The organism is Ferrovum myxofaciens (genome assembly GCF_013181415.1).
Classification (GTDB): domain Bacteria; phylum Pseudomonadota; class Gammaproteobacteria; order Burkholderiales; family Ferrovaceae; genus Ferrovum; species Ferrovum myxofaciens.
Window position 1 is genome coordinate 638,926 of the sequence record NZ_CP053676.1, and the last position, 23,837, is coordinate 662,762.

15 protein-coding genes and 2 pseudogenes are annotated in these 23,837 nt (G+C 54.5%); 9 read left to right on the forward strand and 8 right to left on the reverse strand.

Going from position 1 to position 23,837, the window contains the following annotated elements; genetic code table 11:
* The first annotated feature begins 61 nt into the window (after window positions 1-61).
* Genes HO274_RS03180 through HO274_RS03195 form a run of 4 tightly spaced genes read left to right on the forward strand, consistent with a single transcriptional unit; the run spans window position 62 to window position 6,092 of the window.
* Window positions 62-1,312 (forward strand): TolC family protein, encoded by a 1,251-nt coding sequence (locus HO274_RS03180; protein WP_273121452.1) that lies wholly within the window; start codon window positions 62-64, stop codon window positions 1,310-1,312.
* Complete coding sequence (locus HO274_RS03185; protein ID WP_273121454.1) at window positions 1,309-2,535, forward strand: efflux RND transporter periplasmic adaptor subunit; 1,227 nt, start codon at window positions 1,309-1,311, stop codon at window positions 2,533-2,535. The genes HO274_RS03180 and HO274_RS03185 overlap by 4 nt, the downstream gene beginning before the upstream one ends.
* Window positions 2,532-5,711 carry an efflux RND transporter permease subunit gene (locus HO274_RS03190; RefSeq protein ID WP_273121456.1) on the forward strand — a complete coding sequence of 1,060 codons (3,180 nt, stop codon included), beginning with the start codon at window positions 2,532-2,534 and terminating at the stop codon, window positions 5,709-5,711. Before HO274_RS03185 ends, HO274_RS03190 begins: the two co-directional genes overlap by 4 nt.
* Before the next feature lie 6 nt (window positions 5,712-5,717).
* Window positions 5,718-6,092, forward strand: a complete 375-nt coding sequence (locus HO274_RS03195) for a copper-binding protein (RefSeq protein ID WP_273121458.1) — start codon at window positions 5,718-5,720, stop codon at window positions 6,090-6,092.
* Between the two features lie 127 nt (window positions 6,093-6,219).
* Here the strand turns inward: HO274_RS03195 and HO274_RS03200 are convergent, their stop codons facing one another.
* A complete protein-coding gene (locus tag HO274_RS03200; RefSeq protein WP_273121459.1) occupies window positions 6,220-6,567 on the reverse strand; it encodes a hypothetical protein in 348 nt (115 codons plus the stop codon).
* Between the two features lie 16 nt (window positions 6,568-6,583).
* On the opposite strand from HO274_RS03200, the gene HO274_RS13510 reads away from it, so the two are divergent.
* Window positions 6,584-6,796: a transposase gene (locus HO274_RS13510; RefSeq protein WP_420537375.1), complete on the forward strand. Its 213-nt coding sequence runs from the start codon at window positions 6,584-6,586 to the stop codon at window positions 6,794-6,796.
* A gap of 89 nt (window positions 6,797-6,885) precedes the next feature.
* Here the strand turns inward: HO274_RS13510 and HO274_RS03205 are convergent.
* A pseudogene (locus HO274_RS03205) lies at window positions 6,886-7,919 on the reverse strand (IS1595 family transposase).
* Between the two features lie 162 nt (window positions 7,920-8,081).
* Here HO274_RS03205 and HO274_RS03210 point away from each other — a divergent pair.
* The 4 genes and pseudogenes from HO274_RS03210 to HO274_RS03225 form a co-directional block, all read left to right on the forward strand.
* Window positions 8,082-8,390: pseudogene (locus tag HO274_RS03210) on the forward strand (STAS domain-containing protein); the annotation flags it as partial.
* Between the two features lie 92 nt (window positions 8,391-8,482).
* Window positions 8,483-9,139 (forward strand): LexA family protein, encoded by a 657-nt coding sequence (locus HO274_RS03215; protein ID WP_273121462.1) that lies wholly within the window; start codon window positions 8,483-8,485, stop codon window positions 9,137-9,139.
* 8 nt (window positions 9,140-9,147) lie between these two features.
* Complete coding sequence (locus HO274_RS03220; RefSeq protein ID WP_273121464.1) at window positions 9,148-10,428, forward strand: Y-family DNA polymerase; 1,281 nt, start codon at window positions 9,148-9,150, stop codon at window positions 10,426-10,428.
* 237 nt (window positions 10,429-10,665) lie between these two features.
* Window positions 10,666-12,474: a cation:proton antiporter gene (locus HO274_RS03225; RefSeq protein ID WP_273121465.1), complete on the forward strand. Its 1,809-nt coding sequence runs from the start codon at window positions 10,666-10,668 to the stop codon at window positions 12,472-12,474.
* Window positions 12,475-12,487: 13 nt separating this feature from the next.
* Here HO274_RS03225 and HO274_RS03230 read toward each other — a convergent pair whose 3' ends face one another.
* The 6 genes from HO274_RS03230 to HO274_RS03250 all read right to left on the reverse strand — a co-directional run bounded on the left by HO274_RS03230 (window position 12,488) and on the right by HO274_RS03250 (window position 23,660).
* A complete protein-coding gene (locus HO274_RS03230) occupies window positions 12,488-12,757 on the reverse strand; it encodes a YqjK family protein (RefSeq protein WP_031595128.1) in 270 nt (89 codons plus the stop codon).
* Window positions 12,757-13,146: a phage holin family protein gene (locus HO274_RS03235; RefSeq protein WP_031595129.1), complete on the reverse strand. Its 390-nt coding sequence runs from the start codon at window positions 13,144-13,146 to the stop codon at window positions 12,757-12,759. Before HO274_RS03235 ends, HO274_RS03230 begins: the two co-directional genes overlap by 1 nt.
* Before the next feature lie 12 nt (window positions 13,147-13,158).
* The gene (locus HO274_RS03240) at window positions 13,159-13,473 is read right to left on the reverse strand and encodes an ElaB/YgaM/YqjD family protein (RefSeq protein WP_031595131.1); all 315 of its coding nucleotides are present in this window, start codon (window positions 13,471-13,473) and stop codon (window positions 13,159-13,161) included.
* A gap of 116 nt (window positions 13,474-13,589) precedes the next feature.
* On the reverse strand, window positions 13,590-13,736 hold the full coding sequence (locus tag HO274_RS13515) for a lmo0937 family membrane protein (protein WP_150112328.1): 147 nt from the start codon (window positions 13,734-13,736) through the stop codon (window positions 13,590-13,592).
* 225 nt (window positions 13,737-13,961) lie between these two features.
* Window positions 13,962-22,688 (reverse strand): GH36-type glycosyl hydrolase domain-containing protein, encoded by an 8,727-nt coding sequence (locus HO274_RS03245; RefSeq protein WP_273121469.1) that lies wholly within the window; start codon window positions 22,686-22,688, stop codon window positions 13,962-13,964.
* Between the two features lie 66 nt (window positions 22,689-22,754).
* On the reverse strand, window positions 22,755-23,660 hold the full coding sequence (locus tag HO274_RS03250) for an ice-binding family protein (protein WP_273121471.1): 906 nt from the start codon (window positions 23,658-23,660) through the stop codon (window positions 22,755-22,757).
* Window positions 23,661-23,837 lie beyond the last annotated feature (177 nt).

Sequence of the window (23,837 nt, forward strand, 5' to 3'; positions counted from 1 at the left end):
CAGGTCGTGTCGCATCGGTTCGCGACACGAATTTCTGTTGCTTGTTGGAGACAAGATCATCATGTCCAAATCATGGATTACCCCTCGCTGGCCACTCGTGCCGGCAATTCTGCTGGCGACTTGGGCCCCGGTCTGCCATGCACTGACCTACCAGGAAGCCCTGGATATCGCGGAATCCCGCGCTTCGGAACTGAAGGCCCGCCAAAATACCGTTTCTGCTGCCCAGGCAGCACGCATCTCGGCAGGGGAATTGCCTGACCCGAAACTGGTGATGGGTGTGGATAACTTGCCAGTGCAGGGCTCCGAGGCCTGGAGCACCACCCGTGACTTCATGACCATGCAGCGCGTTGGAGTTATGCAGGAAGTCACCAATGGCGACAAGCGCGAGGCCGTGCGACAGTTGGCGGATACCAAGGTCGCCCGGGCTGACGCCGAATTGGAGATTGAACGGTTGTCTGTCAAGCGTCAAACCCGACTGGCTTGGCTCAAGGTCTATTTTTTACAGCAGCAGCAGGCTCTTCTGGACCAGATCGAAGCAGAAAATCATATGCTCAGCACCGCTGTTACGGCGCGGTTAGCCGCAGGGCAAGGCAAGGGGAGCGATAGTTTGCAGTCTCGTCAGGAATCCATCGCTCTGGAGGACCGGCGCGACGATCTGGAGCGGGACTTGAGCAAGGCACGCGCCGATTTGGCCCGCTGGGTGGGTGCAATTGCCACAGAACCCTTGACCGGCCCTCCCCCTGCATATACCCCCAATCCGGAACATTTACGACATAATCTGGATCGTCATCCCGATATAGCCATTTTCGGGATCCAGGAAGATTCGGGAAGGGCTGAAGTGAACTTGGCTAAAGCAGCCAAAAAATCCGACTGGGCGGTAGAACTGGATTATGAACATCGCGCCCCCCTCTTTGGCGACATGATTTCGATTCAATTTACCTTCGACCTACCCATTTTTGCCAAGACCCGTCAGAACCCTCAAATCGCTGCTCGTGAGCAAGAACTCGAACGCGTCAGTGCCGAACGGGAAAGCATGGTGCGTGATCATATGGCCCAACTGGAAGCCTTGTTGGCAGAACAGACCGCATTGGTGCGCCAGATCGATCGAATTGATCAAGACTGGTTACCGCTGGGACAACAGAAAGTCGATTTGACTCTGGCAGAGTATCGTTCAGGGCAGGAACCGCTGACCTCGGTTCTTGATGCGCGCAAGTTTCTCATCGATACCCGCATGAAACGCATTGATCTGGCGGCACGGCGCGCTGCCATAGAAACAGAGTTGAGTTATCTGTCCGAGGAAATGCAACCATGAATCCAAAACGAACGATTTTGATGGGCGCTAGCGTTGTGGCTTTGATTGCCTTGGGAGCCGGCGCAGGTTACCGATTCGCCATGACCCGACCTGCAAAAACGCCCATTGCAGAGGCCTCTGGACACTCCGTTCTGTATTGGTACGATCCCATGAAGCCGGATCAACATTTTCACAAACCTGGTAAATCTCCCTTCATGGATATGGATCTGGTTCCCATGTATGGCGGGGAAAACATGATGGACAGTGGCGTACACATCGACTCCCGATTGACGCAGAACACGGGGGTAAGGCTGGCCACGGTAGAGAAAGGCCGACTTGCGCGCGGACTGGAAGTCGTCGGGATACTCGCCTTCAATGATCGTCTGGTGACGGTGGTACAAGCACGCACGGGAGGACTGGTGGAGCGGGTATACGCACGCGCCCCCAACGATGTGATCCCGGCCGGAGCCGCCCTTGCCGACCTGCGTGTACCAGAGTGGTATGGAGCCCAGATGGAATACCTGTCTCTGCGCCAGTCCGGGGACCCCGGATTGACGGGCGCGGCGCGCACGCGATTGCTGCAATTGGGCATGAGTGAATCTCTGGTGGCTCAAATAGAAAAATCCGGGTCACCACGGCTTGTGGTGACCATAACAGCACCGCAGGGCGGGGTACTGCTGGAACTCGACCTCCGTGCCGGCATGACCATCCTGCCCGGCCAGACATTGGCACGCATCAATGGCCTGAACAGTGTGTGGCTGGATGCCGAAGTACCGGAAGCGCAAGCGGCAGGATTGGCCGTGGGTCAACCGGTATCGGCCACTTTCACGACCTGGCCGGGACGCGTGTTCACAGGCCAGATCCGTGCCTTGCTGCCAGCTCTGGAACAGGATACGCGCACCCTGCAAGTCAGGACGGAATGGTCTAACCCGGAGGGCAGGTTGCGCCCAGGCATGTATGCCCAGGTCCATCTCCAGAAAGCCTTGGGGCCCGACAGGTTGCTGATCCCTTCTGAAGCCATCATTGCCACAGGCCAACGGAATGTGGTCATCGTGGCTGAGGAAGGGGGGCATTTTCGTCCGGCGGAAGTGATGGTGGGCCACGAAGATGGCGGCAGAACGGAGATTTTTGCCGGACTGCAGCCTGGGGAACAAATCGTGGTCTCAGGCCAGTTCCTGATCGACTCCGAGGCCAGCCTCAAAGGGGTGTTGGCACGCATGGAAAAGTCGGGAAAACCAGAATGATCGCCCATCTCATCCGTTGGTCCGTGCGCAACCGTTTTCTGGTATTGCTAGCCACTTTGGCCCTGACCGCCTGGGGCGTGTGGTCGGTACGCACGACCGCAGTGGATGCGCTGCCAGACCTCTCCGATGTACAGGTCATCATCCGTACCTCGTGGCCGGGCCAAGCCCCTCAAATCGTCGAAGATCAGGTCACATATCCGCTGGCCACCACCATGCTCTCGGTACCGGGGGCCAAAACGGTGCGCGGTTATTCGTTTTTTGGAGATTCCTTCATCTATGTGCTGTTTGAGGATGGAACGGATCTTTATTGGGCACGCTCCCGGGTCCTGGAATACCTCAATCAGATCCAGGGAAAACTGCCCACCGGAGCGCGGACCGCACTTGGACCGGATGCCACGGGGGTGGGCTGGATTTTTGAATATGCGCTGGTGGATCGGACTGGCCGGCACGATCTTGCCGAATTGCGTAGTTTGCAGGACTGGTTTCTCAAGTATGAATTGAAAAGTGTTCCGGATGTGGCTGAAGTGGCTTCGGTGGGTGGCATGGTGCGCGAGTACCAGATCGTGCCTGACCCCGGGCGACTGGCGGCTTACCATATCACCTCCGACCAGTTGATCGAGGCCATCCGCAACGGCAATCAGGAGGCTGGCGGGGGCGTGGTGGAACAGGGCGAGGCAGAATACATGGTGCGCGCCACCGGCTATTTAAAAACTCTGGAGGATTTTCGCCACATTCCGGTGGCCCTGCCCAAGTCCGGCATCCCGGTGTATCTGGGCGATGTGGCACGGGTTCGGCTGGGTCCGGAGATGCGCCGAGGTATTGCCGAACTGGACGGTCAGGGTGAAGTGGTGGGGGGCGTGATCATCCTGCGTTCCGGCAAGAATGCGCGAGAAACTATCGCCGCCGTCAAAACCAAACTCGCTGCCCTCGCAAAAAGTTTGCCCCAAGGAGTAGAGGTCGTCACCACCTACGATCGCAGTCAACTCATCGATCGTGCCGTGGAAAATCTTGACCACAAACTGATTGAAGAATTTATCGTGGTAGCGACAGTTTGCGGACTCTTTCTGTGGCACCTCAGATCTGCGTTGGTGGCCATCATCTCGCTCCCTCTGGGCGTACTCACCGCCTTCATTCTGATGCGTTATCAAGGAATCAACGCCAATATCATGTCTCTGGGCGGCATTGCCATTGCCGTGGGTGCCATGGTGGATGCGGCAGTGGTCATGATCGAAAATGCCCATAAAAAAATCGAAGCCTGGCATCGGCAGCACCCAGGGCATGCTCTGGAAGGGCCGGAACACTGGCAGGTGGTCACCGATGCCGCTGTAGAAGTGGGTCCCGCACTGTTTTTCAGTCTGATCATCATCACCCTCTCCTTTCTTCCCGTGTTCACTCTGGAGGCCCAGGAAGGTCGAATGTTTGCACCTCTGGCTTTTACCAAAAGTTATGCCATGGCAGGCGCAGCCGGGTTGGCCGTGACTCTGATTCCCATCCTGATGGGCTATTTGATCCGTGGTCATATTCCGAATGAAGAGAGTAACCCTCTCAATCGTTGGCTGATCGCGGCCTATCGTCCCTTGTTGGATGCGGTGCTGCGCCACCCCGGAACCACTTTGCTGATCGCGTTGGGGTTTCTGGCTACCACGCTGTGGCCGATTTCACAACTGGGGGGTGAATTCATGCCCCCTCTGAATGAAGGAGACCTGCTCTACATGCCTTCTGCCTTGCCCGGATTATCCGCAGCCAAGGCCGCCGAACTGCTCCAGCAGACGGACCGCCTGATCAAGACCGTGCCGGAAGTGGCTCATGTGTTTGGCAAGGCAGGACGCGCTGAAACCGCCACTGACCCGGCGCCCATGGAAATGTTCGAAACCACGATCCAGTTCAAACCCCGTGACCAATGGCGTCCGGGATTGACCCCGGAATCGCTGGTGGCCGAGTTGGACCGGGTCGTTCAGGTGCCAGGGCTCTCTAATATCTGGGTCCCCCCCATTCGCAATCGCATCGACATGCTCGCCACCGGAATCAAAAGTCCCATCGGGGTAAAGATTTCCGGTTCCGACATCGCCACCATCGAAAGCGTTGCACTGGCGGTGGAACAAGTGGCCAAATCGGTGCCTGGAGTTTCTTCCGCATTTGCCGAACGGCTTTCCGGAGGTCGTTATATCACGGTCGATATCGACCGGGAGAGGGCTGCACGTTATGGACTCAACATCCGTGACGTCCAGTCCGTGGTCAGCCACCTCATTGGCGGCGAAGTGGTGGGGGAAACCGTGGAAGGGACGGCCCGATATCCCATCAACGTACGCTATCCTCGTTCTGATCGAAATACTCTGGAAGCGTTGCGTCAATTGCCCTTTGTCACGACTGGTGGACAGTGGATCACGCTGGGGACCGTAGCCGATCTCCAGTATGCTGAAGGCCCACCCATGCTGAAAAGCGAGAACGCACGGCTGACCAGTTGGGTTTATATCGATGTGCGGGATCGAGACCTGGCTTCCGTGGTGAGGGACCTGCGCCGGGCCATAGCCCATGATGTCCGTCTGGTTCCAGGGGTGAGCGTCGCCTATTCGGGTCAGTTTGAGTTTATGGAGCGTGCCAATGCACGTTTGAAGGTGGTTGTGCCGGCTACTCTGATGATCATCTTCGTGCTGCTGTACCTCACATTTCGGCGTATCGATGAGGCCATCCTGATCATGGGCACCTTGCCCTTTGCTCTAACAGGCGGCTTCTGGCTGTTATATCTCTTGCATTACAATCTTTCCATCGCCACCGCGGTGGGATTCATCGCGCTGGCCGGGGTATCCGCCGAGTTTGGCGTCATCATGCTGCTCTATCTTCGGCAAGCACTGGATGCACACTTGACGACCCATGTTCCCCTGACCCGCACGGTTCTCGAGGAGGCCATCCGTGCGGGTGCCGTGCTCCGGGTACGTCCCAAGGCCATGACCGTGGCGGTCATTCTGGCGGGGCTCATGCCTATCCTGTGGGGGAGCGGAACGGGTTCCGAAATCATGAGCCGCATCGCGGCCCCTATGGCGGGGGGCATGCTCACCGCCCCATTGCTTTCCATGTTCATCATCCCGGCCGCTTACCAGTTGCTGCGTTCGCCACGCAGTCCAGGCAGACGATGGACTTTATTCAACCGCACGACCAACTCAACCAAAAGGAAATGACCCACCATGAAAACAATGCCTTCAACCACGCTTGCCCTGCTCACCTTGCTGTCCGTTACGCCTCTTTCTCATGCCGACGGCATGAATATGAATGGGATGAATATGAATAACATGCCAATGTCGGACTCGATGGCTGAACCGATGAGCAATAAAGTTCATCATGCGATTGGAATCGTCCGGAAGGTGGATACGGCAAATAGCCGGATCACCATTTCCCATGAACCTATCCCCAGTATTCAGTGGCCAGCCATGACCATGACATTTGCTGTGCAGAACGAGAAACAACTCAATCAGATCATCGTAGGCGAGAAGATCAAGTTTGATCTGGTCCAGTCTGCGAAGGATCAGTACCAAGTGACCCGCATAACACCGATCCAATAACTTACTCAACCTCACCAGTGTCCGGGTTAACGCCCCTCGCCTAAAGGCGAGGGATTTACGGATCCCCTATAGGGGACTTTAAAAAGCAACGATCGGTCCTGGGTCAATATTCAGTCGGCAGGGTGGGTCAGTTTTCGGTCGGCTCTTGAATACCATCATCGTAGTTGAACGAGACATGCCAACGTCCGGAATGAATGCTGATATGCAGCGAGGCAGGAATCTTGAAATCCTTGTGCGCTTTGAATGCCAAAACCCCTACCGGAAATTTCCTGGTGCCGATATGCAACTGATACCCGGTGATTTCGCCAGTGTCGGTAGCCACGACTGGTACAAACTTGAACACTTCCGAAGTGAGCCACACCGATTGCTTGCCGTGCCGCTGGTGAATAACCGGGCGACCGCCCAACTTGGAGAAGTATCGACCATAAGCCTGTTTCCACAACACTGCGCCATTGCGCAGCACGACGCCGGGCACTTCGGACAACCAGGGTGTGAGTTCGGTCTTGAACTGGCTGTATTGCTGGTCTATCGGGGCATACTGCCCGGACAGTAAGCCACTATTCTGGCACCGGGCATACTTCGTAGGCTCAGTGGGTGGCGCAACGCTTGAGACAGTTCGGGCCTACGTGGACGCTCAAGGAACGGCAGAACACGCAAGAAAATCAGCGGCAAAAGCCACGTCAAAAACAAAATCGTCCGCTTGACCCCCTGCTGGTGCAATGCTGGGCGCTGTGCGTGCCTCTGGCATCGGAACTCACCTAGCAAGGGGAATGCGCGGACAAATGTTCCTTGCCTATCCGGTTGTTTCCCCGCCACGTTCATTAGCACCAGGATGAGTCCAAACACCGGAATAAAGTTCGGCGTATGTAGGAGCAGCAACCTCTCTGGCGATGCCCATCAGGGAGCGGAAAGCGTTGAACGGGTAAAAGCGCCGGTTGAACCGAAACGTGAATTCATTGAGGTACGCTTGTAAATGCTGATCACTTACCCCGTGGTGAATGCCGTTAATCCAGGACTTCAAGTTGGCGAAGGCGGTGTGGATCATCGGAAGGAACTCATCGGCAACCTGCGGGTCGCCGCGCTCGACGACGTGCATGTGCTTGTACCCTCTGTTGGGGAGATCGTAATAGCTTTTCCAGTCATCGGTAACAATAAGCGTGCCCGGCATAACCGACCTTTCGACGAAGCCGCAAAGCGACTTGGTGGTGCGGTCCGGCACGACAGCGAGCCGTATTCGCCCCGCGTACCTGCCGTTCTTCCGCTTGTCGAGTTTGCCGCCCGGCTTGCGCTGATGCACCTCAACAGCACAAGCGACAAGGTTCATGTCGTGGACGCCACTGCCTTTGCCGCGCGTCCTGCCGCCGACATAGGTTTCGTCGACCTCTACGTGTTCATGGGCCTTGCCGCCGATCCTGGTCGGGGCGCACCATGCCTGCCCGGAGCTTGTGGAGAATCTGGAATGCCGTCTCATACCTGGGCAGCCCAAGTTGCCGCCGGAACTGCACGGCAGACATGCCGGGCGTCTGGCTGGTAACCCAGATAGGCAGCCCAGAACCAGATGTTAAGCGGCGTATGCGACCCCTCCATCACGGTTCCGGCTTTCAAGCTGGTATCCCTGCGACGCTCGCGGCACCGAAACACGTTTGGACGGTTCGCAAACCGAAGTGGCTCACCGCCTGCCTCGCAATGCGGGCAAACAAAACCGTCCGGCCAACGCAACTTCTCCAGGTAAGCAGCACACGCCCCAACATCTGGAAAAAGCCGCTGGAATTCCGGCAGCGAGTGCGGGAACGGCAGATCGTCACGTTGATGGATGTCCATTGTCATGGGTAAAAATCATAGCATCATCCAGCGTGGGAAACAACCGGATAGGCAAGAAATGTTCAATATCATCACTTAACGACCTGTCCAAAAATTCCAGACCGGCTCTCCTTGGTCTTTGTCAAAAAATCACACTTTCAGGCGACATGTATCCTGACACCTAGGGATGGCTGGAAAGTGTATGACCTGCATGGCTCACTGTTCTTCGCATCGACACAAAATTTTATTGCGCTGTTTTCTCCTCAGGACGATCCTGTTGAGGTGGTAATTGATTTCAAGAATGCCCGCGTCAAAGATCATTCTGCACTGGAAGCCATCGACCTATTGGCTGCTCGCTACGCTCAACGAGGAAAGAAGTTGCACCTGCGCCACCTGAGTCCCGATTGCCTGGAATTGCTCAACAAAGCTAAAGGCATGATCGAGGTGAACGTATTGGAAGACCCGCTATATCATCCAGCGGACAACCGCCTTGGATGAAAAGCGGTCGCCTGTAGTCATTTGCATTTTAGGTCCCACAGTACAAAATACCCGAGGGAGAACCTGTCCATGGTGATCACAACTGGAGGAGGTTGAAACATCACACTCCTCTTGCCAGCCATCTTGATTATCGTCACAATAGCGATATGAAAGAGAAATCGCCTACTTGGGGTGGCACCCGTTCCGGTTCTGGGCGCAAGCACGGAACCGGTCTCTACGGGGAACCCACCCAAACCATTCGTATCCCGGTTAGCACCCTGGGCGTAATCAAGGAATTTCTGTCGTTCCGTCAGGCCCAACACCGCCTGAGTCAGGTTCTTGCCTCCGCCGAGGTTTTTCATCCCGCCCCGGAACCTGCGCATCAAGCATTACCCTTGTATGCCCATAAGGTCCCGGCCGGGTTCCCCTCCCCCGCGGATGATTATATCGAGACCAACCTCGACCTCAACGAATACCTGGTTCCCCATAAGGCCACCTCATTTTTCGTGAAGGTCAAAGGCCATTCCATGACGGGAGCTGGAATTTTTGATGGCGATATGCTGGTGGTGGACCGTGGCCTGGAACCCGTGCCCGGCAAAATCATCGTTGCCGTCATCGATGGAGAGTTGACCGTCAAGCGTCTGGCATTCGAGGACGGGCGCGCCGTGCTGAAAGCCCAGAATCCCCACTTCAAGGATATTGTTCTCCGCGACAGCCAGGAGCTTTTATGCTGGGGAGTGGTCACCTCCACCATTCGCAGGTTCGACTGAGGAGAGTCATGGTGTCTTCCATCGCTCTGGTGGACTGCAATAACTTCTATGCCTCCTGTGAACGGGCGTTCAACCCAAAACTGGAAGGCAAACCCATTGTCGTTTTGAGCAACAACGATGGGTGCGTTGTGGCCCGGAGCAATGAAGTCAAAGCCTTGGGCCTTCCCATGGGAGTACCCTGGTTCCAGATCGAAAAGATGGCCAAACGCCATGGCATCCTCGCCTACTCCAGCAACTATGCCTTATACGGGAATATGTCAGCCCGAGTCATGCAGTTATTGAGCCAGTTCTCTCCCCAGCAGGAAATCTATTCCATCGATGAGTGTTTTTTAGGTCTGGCTGGTTTTGAACACTGGGATCTCATCGCTTATGGTCAAAAAATCCGCCGCCGGATCAAGCAAGGCACGGGCATTCCCGTGAGTATCGGCATTGCCACCACCAAAACCCTAGCCAAACTCGCCAACCATGTGGCCAAGAAACGGGAGGGCTATGGAGGGGTCTGCGATTTTGGTCGGTTCTCCCCTCGGGAACTTGACGATCTTCTGAAAAGCCTCCCAGTCTCCGAGGTATGGGGCGTGGGACGCAAACTCACCCCCCGTCTGGAGACCCTGAATATCAGAACGGTGCAGGAACTCAAGCATGCCGACCCACGCTGGATTCGCCAACAGTTCTCCATCACCTTGGAGCGCACGGTGGCCGAACTGAATGGCCTGCCCTGCATCGAACTGGAAGAAGAAAGTGCCAACAAGCAACAGATCATTTCCAGCCGATCCTTTGGCAGACCCGTGGAAACTCTGGAAAATCTGAGGGAGGCCGTAAGCAGCCATATGAGCCGAGCTGCCGAGAAACTGCGCGCCCAACACTCCGTGGCAGGGATTGTCGGAGTTCATATCCAGACCAACCCTTTCAACCCAGAGGCACCCCAGTACCATCCTTCTCAGGTGGTCCCCTTGGTCAAGTCCACGGATGACACGCGCTATTTGACTCAAGCGGCCCTGCATGGACTTCAGCACCTCTACCGGTCAGGATTCAAATACAAGAAGGCCGGGGTGGTCCTGATGGCACTGGAAGCTAAGGCCACCCTGCACCCCACCCTATTTGATGATCCCGCAGCAGAAACCCGTTCATCCCGACTCATGAAAGTCATGGACACCATCAACCATCGCATGGGGCAGGACACACTAAAACTGGCCTCCTCGGGGATTGAGAACAGTTGGCGCATGCGGCGCGGTTTCAAATCCCCCAATTACACCACCCACTGGGCAGAGATTCCCCAAGTAACCGCGTGATCGCACCCATTCCCCTCAAGTGCTTTCTATTCTGGCGTTAAGGTTAAGTTAGATGAGTGCAAACTATGGTGGACCCTGAAATCAAGACAGTAGTTTATGCTGTACGCTGTCATAAAGGATGAGCGAAATGAGCGAAGCGAAGAAGAGGAAAGTTCACACCCCCGAGTTCAAGGCGAAGGTAGGCCTTGATGCGGTGCGGCGTCTTTCAGAGTTTCGGTCGGCGCCAACACACCATCAATGAACGTCAACTTTGGCGTTGTTTTCCTCATTGCCAGTCTGTTATTCCTCGGTCTTCTCAGCCAGTGGATCGCTTGGCGGATCAAATTACCCGCCATTCTTTTTTTGTTGATACTGGGCATTCTGCTTGGACCCATTCTCGGCTGGCTACGACCAGATGCGATTTTTGGACCACTGCTCTTCCCCGCCGTCTCTCTGTGCGTGGCCATTATCCTCTTTGAGGGTGCCCTATCGCTGCGTTTGAGCGAACTCCGTGGTCTCGGCACGGTCATCCAGCGCCTATTGATCTTGGGCGTATTCAGCACTTGGACAATTATCAGTATCGCTACCCACTGGCTTGCGCATTTCCCTTGGCCCATGGCTGTTCTCTTTGGTGCGGTCACCGTAGTTTCCGGCCCCACAGTCATTGCGCCCATCCTGCGTAGCGTCCGCCCGAACGCCAAGATTGCCAAGGTATTACGCTGGGAAAGCATCCTCATCGATCCCATTGGGGTACTCCTCAGTGTGATCGTATTCGAAGCGCTGGTAGCCCACAATTCCGCCACCGCATCCCTGGGGGAGGCCAGCTTGAACTTTCTGCGCATCGTGGCAGCGGGTACCACCCTAGGGGTGGCAGGTGGCTTCACTCTGGGATGGGTACTACGACGCCGGGTAGTACCAGACTATCTGCACCCCTTCCTCGTCTTGGCAAGCGTGCTCATGATTTTTGCCTTGTCCGATGTCTTGGTCAAAGATTCTGGCCTGCTGGCGGTCACCCTCATCGGAATGGTGCTCGCCAACATGCGTGACGTACCCTTGGACAATATCCTGGATTTCAAGGAAAGCCTCTCCATCCTGCTGATCTCCCTGCTCTTCATCATTCTGGCGGCACGTTTGAATCTCACGGAGATTCGTGCGGTGCTGGGGCCCGGACTCGGTCTGCTCGTGGTCATCCAAGTCGTCGCACAACCCATCAAGGTCGCCCTCGCCTCCTGGGGATCGGAGTTGCATTGGCGGGAACGGGTCCTCGTCGCCTGGATCGCACCGCGCGGCATCGTTGCTGCGGCCACTGCGGCGGTGCTCGGACAAACCTTGCAGGCGGTCCACTATCCCCATGCTTCGCTCTTCGTTCCCCTGACCTTCGCGCTCATTATCGCCAGCGTCCTTCTGCCCAGCCTCACGGCCAGACCTTTGGCCAAATTACTGAATGTGGACGAGAAAGAACCACAGAGCATCCTCATCATTGGTGCCAATTCTGTCGCTCAGATCATTGCCAAAACCTTGGATCAGGCGGGCTTTGCCTGCCTGTTGTTGGATAATGACTTCGCTCAAATCCGTAAAGCACGCGCAACAGGCATCAACACTTTTTATGCCCATCCTGTTTCCGTGCAAGCAGATCGTTATCTCGATTTACTCGACTTTGGCTACATGCTCGGCCTGGCCGAAGATCACTCCCTCAACATCATTGCAAGTATGCGTTATAAACCAGAGTTTGGCCTGGACCATGTCTTTATCCTGACCGACGAAAACGCCATGGTTGGGCGCGACCGACAGCAGGTGGCAGCACCCTACCGAGGAAGTTATCTTTTTGGGGGAGATGTGACCTACTCACGACTCTCCCAACTTTTGGATAACGGCTGGAAAATCCATACCACTCTCCTGAGCGAAAACTTTTCCTGGGTGTCTTACCAGGAACAACACAAGGCCGGCTTCCTACCCCTCTTCATGATCACTGGGGAGCATATTTTGCGCGTACTACATGCCGATGAGACTATTGCTCCGGTGAGCGGTGATCGAATTCTGGCATTGATCGCACCCTCTGCAACTTAACCCCGTCTTTAAATCACAGTAGGTTACGGATGGCCAGCCACGTTACCAAGCCCTGTCTCAAATATTTTCCAAGGGGGTTAGAACGAAACGCCGAAAGCAGAACGCCGCCGACTATCAAAACAGGGTGCTTCTTGACAAAATACAGAACGGACAGCCCCTGATCAGCCAGCGTCAAAGGTACAAGCCACGGCTTGACATTCTGCGTCAATATCCTGCGTTGCACTATCGCCTGGGCAACCAGGCTTTCGCGACGTTTTTCCAGTCTGGCTAATTTATCATGCATCAACGAATATCAACCTGTTGTCGATCTTTGAACAACTCCGATAAACTTGCTGAAAATGGCTTTGGCTTTACCTTCGCTTTGCGCCAAGCTGCGCCCCACGCCATCATGCCAGCCACTAGAAAAAATCCGGAAAAAAGGCCCAACACAAGGAGACGATGTGTATCCCAGAAAGCGATTACAAGCAGGATCGTTGCCAGAACCACTCCAACCCCGAGGAGAAACAGTGCCATCAGGATCAAAATCAGTTGCGCCAGAAAATACTCTCGTTCCTCTTCCAGTTCTGTGGACAACAAATCCAGGCGCGTATGTGCGACTGCAATCAGCGTTGTTACAAGAACTTTCAGGGAAGTGAACAGCCCGGCGCGTGCGCCGGATGTCTTTTCAGTCATGACGCGCCCTGTTTAGCGACGACCAATGAGCAAGCCGATCAACAGGCCAATACCGGCAGAGACGCCGATGGCGCTCCAAGGATTATCGTGAACGTAAGCGTCCGTTGCATCAGTGGCCGTTTTGGTTTTGGCAAGCAGTAGATCCTGCGTCCCAGACATCTTGGCTTTCATCATTCTGAATGACTCTTCAGCCTTGGCGCGAACCTCAGCCAGTTTTTCGCCACCCTGATTGGCAGAAACTTTCAGCAACGCTTCGGCATCCGCTAATACCACCATGAAATCAGCAATCAGTTGCTCCTTGGTGACTTCATCGGATAATTTTTTCATGCTTTTCTCTGGTTCCAACTCTATCGTGTTCATGGTGAATTCCTATTCTTTTATGACCAAAAAATTCAAAGCCACGACCCGCAGTGTGCTGAAGGAAAAAATCAACAGGAGCCACACTACAGGCGACGACCCTGAACAACGCGTATCAATATCACCACAATCGCCACGACCAGGAGAATGTGTATGAACCCGCCCATGGTATACGAGGAAACTATACCCAGTAACCAGAGGACAATCAAGATGACTGCAACAGTTTCGAGCATTTTTTCTACTCCAGACCAGATAACAAATTGAAACTCCTCGGCCTGCCCACTAACTCGGGCAGATTCACACTCCAAAAATCTAGGTTCGACTTACTACATGCCGTGTGATTGTCGCTCTTAGGTCAAAAAAACTCTGTGCGGTAACGCACGCCTTGATCAATGCGGTTTTTTTCGAAACGGTTGTGCCCCGGAGGGTAAATGCTGGCAGATATGCCCATCCTTGCTTCAGTTGGGTAAAGGGGTCAAAGCTATTATTTCCACCAGATGATCGCAATGATCATCTACCATGGAAATGATTCCGTCCCCTTGATCGACACCATCTAACATCACCTTCACCCCGGTACTCGATGGATCATCATTGGCACGCATTTGCGATACAGTGACGTGATAGACAGTCTCGCGATACCGGTAGTGCATCTTGAAGGACTGCCAACCTTCAGGCATACGAGGAGAAAAACTCAACGTGTCCCCCTTGACCCTGAGACCCAGCAAGGATTCCACAACCAGCCGATACATCCAGCCTGCTGAACCCGTATACCAACTCCATCCCCCACGGCCGATATGGGGTGTACTGGCATAAACATCCGCGGCGATGACGTAGGGTTCCGCTTTATAGACCGCGTTTTTTTCGGCTGAGTTCGTATGGTTTATCGGGTTGATCATGGTCAACAACTCCCATGCACGCTTGACATCACCCAATTCGGCAAAGGCCATGGCAGCCCAGACGGCCCCATGGGTGTACTGCCCCCCGTTTTCTCTCACTCCGGGGGTGTACCCACGAATATATCCCGGATTCAGGTTCGACTTGTCGAAAGGTGGGTCAAGCAATTGAATGAGTGCGTCAGAGCGCCGTAGGAGCCGTTCGTCCAGGGCATTCATGGCTTTTCTGGAACGAATTGGGTCCCCTGCCCCGGACAGCACGGACCAACTTTGAGAAATCGAATCGATCTGGCATTCCTCATTGCTCCCGGATCCTAGAGGAGTACCATCGTCAAAGTAAGCACGCAAGTACCATTCTCCATCCCAACCCTGCTCATCAATACTGACGCTCAGCCGAACTCGCGTCTCCCGGCATAGGTCTGCAAATGCGGAGTCCCCATACGCCTCTGCTATTGCAGCAAACTGCCTGAGCACTTCACACTGAAAAAACCCCAACCAGATACTTTCGCCCTTGCCATGTATTCCCACCAGATTCATGCCGTCGTTCCAATCGCCGGAACCGATCAGAGGCAATCCATGTTCGCCGAAATTCATTCCCCGCCGGATGGCCCGGACACAGTGCTGATAAAGGCTGGCCACATCGGTGGACTGCCCAGGCAAGTCGTAGTAGGAATCGTCTTCGGGTCCGATGGATCGACCTTCCAGGAAAGGCACTAGTTCATCCAGCACACCCCGGTCTCCCGTACTCGTCACATAACGGCAGACCGCCAAAGGGAGCCAGAGATAATCGTCCGAGCAATGGGTACGCACCCCTCGACCGGATGGTGGATGCCACCAGTGCTGTACATCTCCTTCCTCGAACTGATGACTCGCGCATAAAAGTAAATGTTCGCGCACCAACTCTGGTTCGGCATGAACGAGCGCCATCACATCCTGTAATTGGTCGCGAAAACCAAAGGCACCCCCCGATTGGTAGTAACCGCTACGAGCCCAAAGACGGCAAGCCAATGTCTGGTAGACCAACCAGCCATTGACGAGTATATTCAGGGATGCATCAGGCGTTTCGACTTGTACCGCACCCAATGTGTGGTTCCAGTGGTGCCACACCCCTTCAAGCACACTGCGTGCAGCCAAATCACCGCGAAACCGCTGCACGAGTTGGTCAGCCTCCTCGACATTACGACCAACCCCAAGTCGAAACACGATATCACGCTGTTGTCCGTCGGCCAGATCGAAATTCACCTGAAGCGCGGCGCAAGGATCCAGAGCAGCCCCCACTTTGCCTGAAAGGCCTGACCGATGCATGGCTGCAGGATTTTTCAGTGAACCATTGCGTCCAATGAATTCCATGCGGTTACCAGTTACTCCGCGCGCAGCGTCATCCACATCAAAGAAGGCTACACGGTCGGCAAACTCTGTGTTGTAGGGGTTGCGCGCATATAGTGCGCCGTTCCGTGCATTGATTTCAGTGGCAACATGCATGGCCGATTTTTCACGAAGATCTCCCAGCACCCACTCGACATAGCCAGTGGCCGAGAGTTTGCGCGTACGGCCTGATTCATTTCTCACTTTCAATACGGAAAACTTGACGGAAGAGTCCATCGCCACGTAAACCCACAACTCCGAGTAAATCCCGCCCGATCTATGTTCGAAAACACTGTAACCAAATCCATGGCGGACAACATAAGGTGCCGATGCACGAACAGGGAGCGGGGTGGGTGACCAGAAATATCCGGATTCTTCGTCACGAAGATAAAGCGCTTCTCCGCTCAAATCACCCACCGGGTCGTTGTACCACGGTGTCAAACGAAATTCATGCGCGTTTTCACTCCAGGTATAAGCAACCCCGCTTTCCGACAGGACCGTTCCAAAATATGGGTTGGCCAGAACATTCGCCCAGGGTGCGGGCGTCACTGCGCCAGACTCAAGCACAATGACATATTCATGTCCGTCCGGAGTAAAACCTCCCAATCCATTGAACAGAGTCAGATCCGTGCGCGGCATCACAATATCGGGAGAAATATCGGGATCCTGCAGACGTGTCGGCTTGAACCTAGGCATGCGCGGTACCACAAGGCTGCGACGACCAAGTTGTTCCGCCAGCGTTCCTTGTCCATCCGTGAGGATGATGCGCGCAACCGACTGAAGCAGAATACGGTCCTCACTGGATATCTGTTCTGCTGTCCTTACGAATATGCCCCCTGGCCGATCGATCACAGCGGCTTCGATGCCCGATGCGATCAGTCCCATGATCTGTTCCTGCAATCGTTGACGGTACCCCAGATGATCCTCATTCCAGATCACCATGTCCACCGCCAGACCTTTCATGCGCCAATAAGCATGGCCTTGCACAAGTTGGCGCACAAGATCGATATTGGCCTCGTCTCCGATCTGTAGCAGGACGATTGGCAAATCTCCGGAGATGGCATAACCCCACAGACCTGACTGACCACGACGATTCCTGATGATTACGGCCGCATCGATACGCAAGGAAGCATTGGCGTAGAGGATGGAACCAGCCAGTCTTGCATAGAGTTGAGCATCAGCATCGGTGGCATTCAGTTGCCTCAATACCACTTGACTGTGAGGCCAGGTCAGGTCAAAGACACGATCGGAGAGGTACCGATCCTGATACTTATCGATCAAATTCAAGACCATATCCCGGTTGTCACCAATGCCGGATACCATGTCCACGGTAACTGACTGTTCGGGATCGAGCATGATGCGATAACGGATGGCCACGATCGGATCCAGCACCGAGCCATCGGTACCTGAGAGCGCTGCTGAATTGCTGCTCATGGCCAAAGGATTGACGACGCTTCTTGCGCGCCCAATGAAGCGCAGGCGATCAGTTTCGTAGGACACTTCGATGATCTTTGCGCCATAGGCAGTCATCAAATGAAACATCCAGTGTGTCTGTTCAGTAAGAGAACGGGGACGACGCGTGCACAGGATCGCATGACGTTCCCGCAAGATTTCCGTCTGCACGAACAAATTACTGAAGGCTGGATGGAGCGTATCCGCAGCCGGTGAAGCGATCACCACTTCGCCATAACTGGTGATCTCTATTTCCTTGCTTTGTCGCGACCGGTTGATGATGCGGGTCCGGCGTAATTCGATATCATCTTCCGGTGAGACAACGATCTCGGTATGCGTTTCGAAATCGCCGTCGTCCACCCCGATAAAATCACGACGACGAAACTCGGCGCGGCCTTCGGAGAAAATCGCTTCATAACTCTTGGGACGCTTGAGCGTCGGTTGATACGCCGTCGACCAGAATACCCCGCTCGCCACTGCGCGGATGTAGCAGAACAAACCCCAATTGTCGCAGGTGCTGTCTTCACGCCAACGCAGAACAGCAATGTCTTTCCAGCGACTGTAACCACCGCCAGCACTGGTAATCATCACATGGTAACGACCATTGGATAACAACTGAACCTCGGGTACCGGCGTGTCAGGCGTTCCGTAGACACGAACCGGCATCTCCGTGGCAACTGACACCGAACGAGCACCTAATAGTTGCGTCGTATGTGAAAACAACCCCGTGGCCTTGGGAATTCGCTCCTGGAGTAGGGGCATAACCGCCTGAAACATCCGCTCCGATTCAAACCTCCGCTGCATCGGCCGGTCCAGAATCAGATAGGCCAAAGAGAGCAAACTCATTCCCTGATGGTGGGCCATGAAGGATCTGACCACCGTACCGACTTGTCCACGTAGTTGCCGTGCCGGCGTGTAATCTATTGCCTCAAAGAAACCGAACCGCCCGATCAGCCTTTCGGTCGAGAGAAGTTGCAGATTCACGCACGCCTCCTCAGGTGCAACCATCAGCGCCAACATCGAGGCGTAAGGAGCGATGACCGTATCCTCGGCCAGTCCACGCTTTAGCCCCAGGCCAGGTATGCCGAAGGCACGGTATTGATAATTGAGGTGCACATCCACCGTGTTGTAGCACGATTCCGACATACCCCAAGGCACGCCGAGTTGCCTTCCATACTCGATCTGACTGCTCACTGCCGCCTTGCAGGTCTGATCGAGCAAGGTATTATCATAGGTGGGCATGACCAGGAGCGGCATCAGGTACTCGAACATCGAACCGCTCCACGATAAGAGAACCGGTTCCCCTCCGGCAGCAGTCAGCAGACGCCCCAGAGAAAACCAGACTTCTTGCGGTAGTTGCCCTTGTGCAATGGCCACGAAACAGCACAAACGCACCTCGGAAGCCAGCAGATCGTAGTGACCCGGGTCCACCCGCCGCTCACTCACATTATAGCCAATGGTCAATAAATGGCGCCTCCTGTCGAACAGGAATTCATACTCCATGCGGGCTAGATCTTCGGATTGAAAGATCAGGGATTCGATGGTAGCCATCCTGTTTCTGGCACGCAGGCTCCCTTTGCCAATCTGCCGTTGTAAGTCGGTGAGCCAATCGTACTGGGAAGGAGTGAGTCCCTCATTGAGCCAAAACTCGATAACTGGACGCAGATCTTCGTCCAACCGTGCCAGTTCATGTAATGTCGGAATTCTGTCCAGATTTGCAAACGCTTCCAACCCACCCGGTACTTCCGGCAGCAAAACCCACGGAATGAGATGGTTCAACTCATCCAGGATTGCACGGATTTGACGGGTCAGGGCCTGCCCCCACCAGGACGATTCGCTCTCTCCCTCGGTATCGACCTCGGCTCCCTTGACGAGCATGAAAACACCAGCCTCCAACCGCAATAGATACGCGCGCAGTTCCCCAGTAGTGTTGGGTGGTGCAGCGGCCAGAGTTTCCAGTTCATTCCGCAACTCTGCCATCAGATCCGCAGAATTCCCATTCATCGTATCCAAAAAAATCATCAGGGTATCTTGCAGACCATCCAACAATTTCATTCCAAAAACTCTGTCATCCGCAAGAACGCGCAAACCTGCACGCAACGTCAGCAAATGGCCAGCCAGATTTCCGCTATCCACCGTCGATACGTACAAGGGCAGCAGCGGTTGTAAAGTCAACGTGTCATACCAGTTGTAGAAGTGCCCTCGATAACGCTGCAAACCTTCCATCGTACGCAGGGTATCGTTCGTGCGTTCGATCAGTTTTCCAGCCGAAATATATCCGAAATCATAGGCGGACAGATTGGCTAATAGCGCCAACCCGATATTGGTCGGTGATGTGCGATGAGCCACCGAGACAGGACGATACTCCTGAAAGTTGTCGGGAGGGAGCCAATGGTCTTCCTCCCCCACAAAGTGGTCAAAAAAGGCCCAGGTCTTGCGTGCAAGCATGCGCAGGAAAAGCATTTGTTCATTCGTCAAGGCGGCCTTGCGACGTGCCAGAGGAAGGCTTATCCACCAAGCAATGACGGGCGAGATGCTCCACAAGAATAAAATCGGCCCTGCCGGCACCAGCACTGCAGGGGTCGATGCGATCAAGGTAATCGCCGCTGAAACGGCAACCACGGGGGAAATCCACATCTCCCGGAAGCAGGAAATGAGATCACTGTGCTCCTGTTTATCCAACTTTTGATCGACTTCAAAGGAGGGATTCCATTCCAGCAGTCGTCTGTGTGTCACCAAGATCCGCCAAGTCGTGCGCCCAATGGCATCCAAACTGAAAAACGCTTCATAGGGGAGGCACGTAAGCTCAAATCCGGCTTGCATAAAACGTCGAGTAACCGAGCGAGTAACTGCCCTGAGATGCTGCCTCAACAACACCTCTTCCGGTTTGCGAAACAAGTCGAAGACCGAAGAAAAGAATATAGGAATCAATAAACTACCCAGAACTGACAAGGTCCACAACCAGGCCCACGGCAGCAGCATCCACCCCAACAACAACAGCAATGCTAATGCCGGAGGGACGAGGCTACGCCGAAGATTGTCGAACAATTTCCATTGCGACAGTCGAGACAACCTATTCTTTCGATTGCAACGAGTGTCACCCGCCCGGTTTTTGGGCACATAGCGCAGCAGCCATCCCGCAATCTGCCAATCTCCGCGTATCCAGCGGTGACGGCGACTTACATCGGCGCTGTAACGCAATGGATAACTTTCATACAACTGTACATCGCTCAATAACCCTGCCCGCGCATAACACCCTTCAAGAAGATCGTGGCTGAGGATACGATTCTCCGGAAAGCGTCCACTGAGTGCGCGCTCGAAAACATCGACCTCGTATATACCTTTGCCGATGAACGAACCCTCTCCGAAAAGGTCTTGATAGACGTCGGAAACGACGCGGGTGTAGGGGTCAATCCCGGGTTCACCTCCGTACAGTCGGGCGTAATGTGATCGGTTCACTCCGGGAATGCTGATCGCCACACGCGGTTGCAGAATGCCGTAGCCTTCCGTCACGCGCTGTTTTTTTTCATCATAGTGAGCATGGTTGAGCGGATGCGCCATCGTTGCAACAAACTGGCATGCAGCATCGCGCGGTAACTGTGTATCTGCATCGAGAGTTATGACAAACTTCACACCGGACAGAATCGAGACATCCCCGACGACGAGTGAAAAAGTATCCCCGGAAACACCCGACTCGCTACTGCGCAGCAGAACATTCAAGTCCGCAAGTTTGCCACGCTTGCGTTCGTAACCCATCCAGATCCGTTCCTGCGGGTTCCATCGTCTCGGACGATGGAACAGAAAGAAAATATTGCTCTTGGTTCCATCACCGACACTGCTGTATTTTTCATTTAGTTCGATTATTCGCGTATGTACCCGTTGTACCAGGGAACTGTCTTCCGGGAGAAATTCCTGTGGTGCATCACAATAATCCGTCAATAGGCCAAAATGCAGGTGATCATCGCGGTTTGCTAAAAATCTGACTTCCAGTGCTTCAACCAGTTTCTCGATATCCTGAACGCTCGTCAGGAGTGAAGGAACTACCACCAACGTTCGGCACCCCGGAGGGATTCCTTTGGAGAAGTCCATTTTTGGCAACCCTTCGGGCTTTACCCGTAATGTTGCCAGCCAGTTCATCAAGGCCACGGACAGTTGGCTGGAAACCAGCAGCAATAGAATACAGAGGGGCGCCAGCATCCAAGCCGGCATTCCATTGGCAACTGCTTGAAATGACAAGATCCCCGTGAGTGTCATTGCGATCAGAGCGATGCCGCCCAGATAGAGGCACAAGGGGTGCCGACGCACCGCTCTCGTGAAGGTTTCAAATCTGGAGAAGCGAACTTCGGCCGCACGCTCCAACTTCGGCACTCCCTTGTCGATCAGATAAAAGCCGACATGCCGCGCACGCTCAACAAGCGTGGATACACTACTGGTGCGCGCCAAATCGATGGCTATGGAAGCCACCTCCCTTTCCGTGCGACGACCTTTCTTCGCTATCCTTTCTGTTGCGTGGCGATAACGATCACGGGTGGAGAAATCCATCCTGCTGTAGACACCGTCAGGGTCCTCACGAAGGATCTGCTCAACGACACTCATGTTCTCCACAAATTCTTGCCAGTCCATCGCAACCAGAACCCGTAGACTGCCGATACAATTGCTGATGGAAACCTGATCGCCAGCTTGCTGCTGGTTTTCCGACTGTACCAACTGATCGATGGTCTGTCCTGATTCGGAGAGACTCTGGTCAATCCAGGTCAGGGGCAAAGCCAGAGCTGGCCCTCGTCCACGCAATCGGCGTGCAAGTTCCGAGACAAACGGACTGACCATGGGTGGGTTTGAACGTGCCATGTCGGAAATCACGAGAATCAGACTTTTCGGATCCTTCTCTGCGGTCTCCGTCATCTTGTCCGCCCAGGAATCAGCCCTGTCTCGCTCATGCCACCGTGCGGCGATCCGTATGCTGACCCGACGGAGATTTTCGATGACTGCCAATCGCAGCATGATCGGGATAGCCCACAACTCACCCAATTTGAGGTCCGTAACGGTCTGGTAGGAGGTCACGAAATTACAGAGACTTTCCGTATCAACCCGACCATCACCATGCCCAATGAGCTCGAGAGCAATGGCATATACCCGCGGGTACCCAGCCGATGGGCCGGATGCCAGGCAGGGAAGTTCCTGACTGTACCCCTTCGGCAGGTGTCTCTTGGCTGTTCTGATCTGTTCTTCGATGAGATGGAAATTGTCGAGTAACCATTCCCCGGCTGGCGTAATACGGCGCTTCGATGTTACCGCCCCCGTCAGCAAGTTGCACACGCCAACCAGCGCGCTCTCGTTTTCCGTCAGCCGGGCCAGAAGTTGATCCGATCCATACCCCGAAGCCAAACGGTGCGATGCTGCACAAGTTTTTCCATGCTGCGCCATCTGCTCTGCGCTAAATAATTCTGAGCGCAACGGAAGTTCTTCATCAGACAAAATGTCTGACCAGTTATTACCGTGAACGGGCGTTCTCCACCGAAAATAATTTTTGATGAATTTACCTCAAACACGCCAACGTAAACTTGTCAATCCAAGCCCCACGAGCCCCAGTCCCAACAGTGGCAGTGTGGCGGGTTCTGGAACAGTCCCATTGACAGAGGCGTACGGGAGAAAAGTGGCTGCACTACTGCCAGAAGCATAATAAAGGCCGCCACTCAGACCACTGCTTCCTGCCATCACGCCTGTACAAGCGCCGGACAGGCTGTTCTTCTGCAAAGTTACGGCACCAGTGCTCGCCAAGGCTCTACCGCAAAGATCTGTTGCGGTGGTGTTCATGGTGATGCTGGTGAGTGCGAGAATATTCCCCAGGAATGCCGTGTTTGTACCGATGGTCGCGGAACTACCGACATCCCAATACACGCCAGCACCTGAACCGGTATTGATCACATTCACGACCGAGTTGGACGAGGTGATCAGGGTACTCGGCATTTCGAAAACCCAGGCCGCGTTGGCATTACCCCCACCGTTAAGCGTGAGCGCCCCCGACAAATTGGTCGTTCCCGCAGGAACTGTATAAACGCCCGGCCCAAGCGTGAGTCCTGTCAGATCCGCAGAGAGGGTGGTGCCTGGCCCCAGAGAACCAAGATTTGTGAGAGCAGTAGTGAGTTGAGACTGGGCCAACTGCGCCACAGACCCGCCTGCCTGTACCGTGCCTCCAGTCACTTGTGGATCTGACACGGCAACGCCGGGGGATGAGTTAAAGCCCGTGATTGCATTTGCCCCCCCGCTTGACCAGACACCCACACTCCCGTCAATAGCGCTCGTAGGTACATCGGTCACTGTCGAGGAACCCAGAACCGTAAAACTTGCCAAATCCGAGCCCAGAAAAGGTGTCGCCCATGCCGAAGCGCCATAAAGCGCGCCGATCACTGCCAATGGCAGGACAGATAATATTTTTTGAGCTTTCATCAATACACCCCTAATAAATTGTAATTGGTTGTATATCCGCACAATTACTACGTTGCTCCTGTGCGATTGGACTCTTCGGCCACTGACCAAAAATCCCGCTACGATCACTACTTCCATCTCTTCCGGGATTGTCCGTCACTCCCCCCTGTGGCGTCTGTGCGACACCGCACACTACGG

Excerpts from the sequence above, each read along its gene's own strand:
- HO274_RS03250 (WP_273121471.1), bottom strand. The coding sequence starts at position 23,660 with ATGAAAGCTCAAAAAATATTATCTGTCCTGCCATTGGCAGTGATCGGC.
- HO274_RS03225 (WP_273121465.1), top strand. The coding sequence starts at position 10,666 with ATGAACGTCAACTTTGGCGTTGTTTTCCTCATTGCCAGTCTGTTATTC.
- HO274_RS03220 (WP_273121464.1), top strand. The coding sequence starts at position 9,148 with ATGGTGTCTTCCATCGCTCTGGTGGACTGCAATAACTTCTATGCCTCC.
- HO274_RS03235 (WP_031595129.1), bottom strand. The coding sequence starts at position 13,146 with ATGACTGAAAAGACATCCGGCGCACGCGCCGGGCTGTTCACTTCCCTG.
- HO274_RS13515 (WP_150112328.1), bottom strand. The coding sequence starts at position 13,736 with ATGCTCGAAACTGTTGCAGTCATCTTGATTGTCCTCTGGTTACTGGGT.
- HO274_RS03195 (WP_273121458.1), top strand. The coding sequence starts at position 5,718 with ATGAAAACAATGCCTTCAACCACGCTTGCCCTGCTCACCTTGCTGTCC.
- HO274_RS03185 (WP_273121454.1), top strand. The coding sequence starts at position 1,309 with ATGAATCCAAAACGAACGATTTTGATGGGCGCTAGCGTTGTGGCTTTG.
- HO274_RS03190 (WP_273121456.1), top strand. The coding sequence starts at position 2,532 with ATGATCGCCCATCTCATCCGTTGGTCCGTGCGCAACCGTTTTCTGGTA.
- HO274_RS03240 (WP_031595131.1), bottom strand. The coding sequence starts at position 13,473 with ATGAAAAAATTATCCGATGAAGTCACCAAGGAGCAACTGATTGCTGAT.
- HO274_RS03230 (WP_031595128.1), bottom strand. The coding sequence starts at position 12,757 with ATGCATGATAAATTAGCCAGACTGGAAAAACGTCGCGAAAGCCTGGTT.
- HO274_RS03180 (WP_273121452.1), top strand. The coding sequence starts at position 62 with ATGTCCAAATCATGGATTACCCCTCGCTGGCCACTCGTGCCGGCAATT.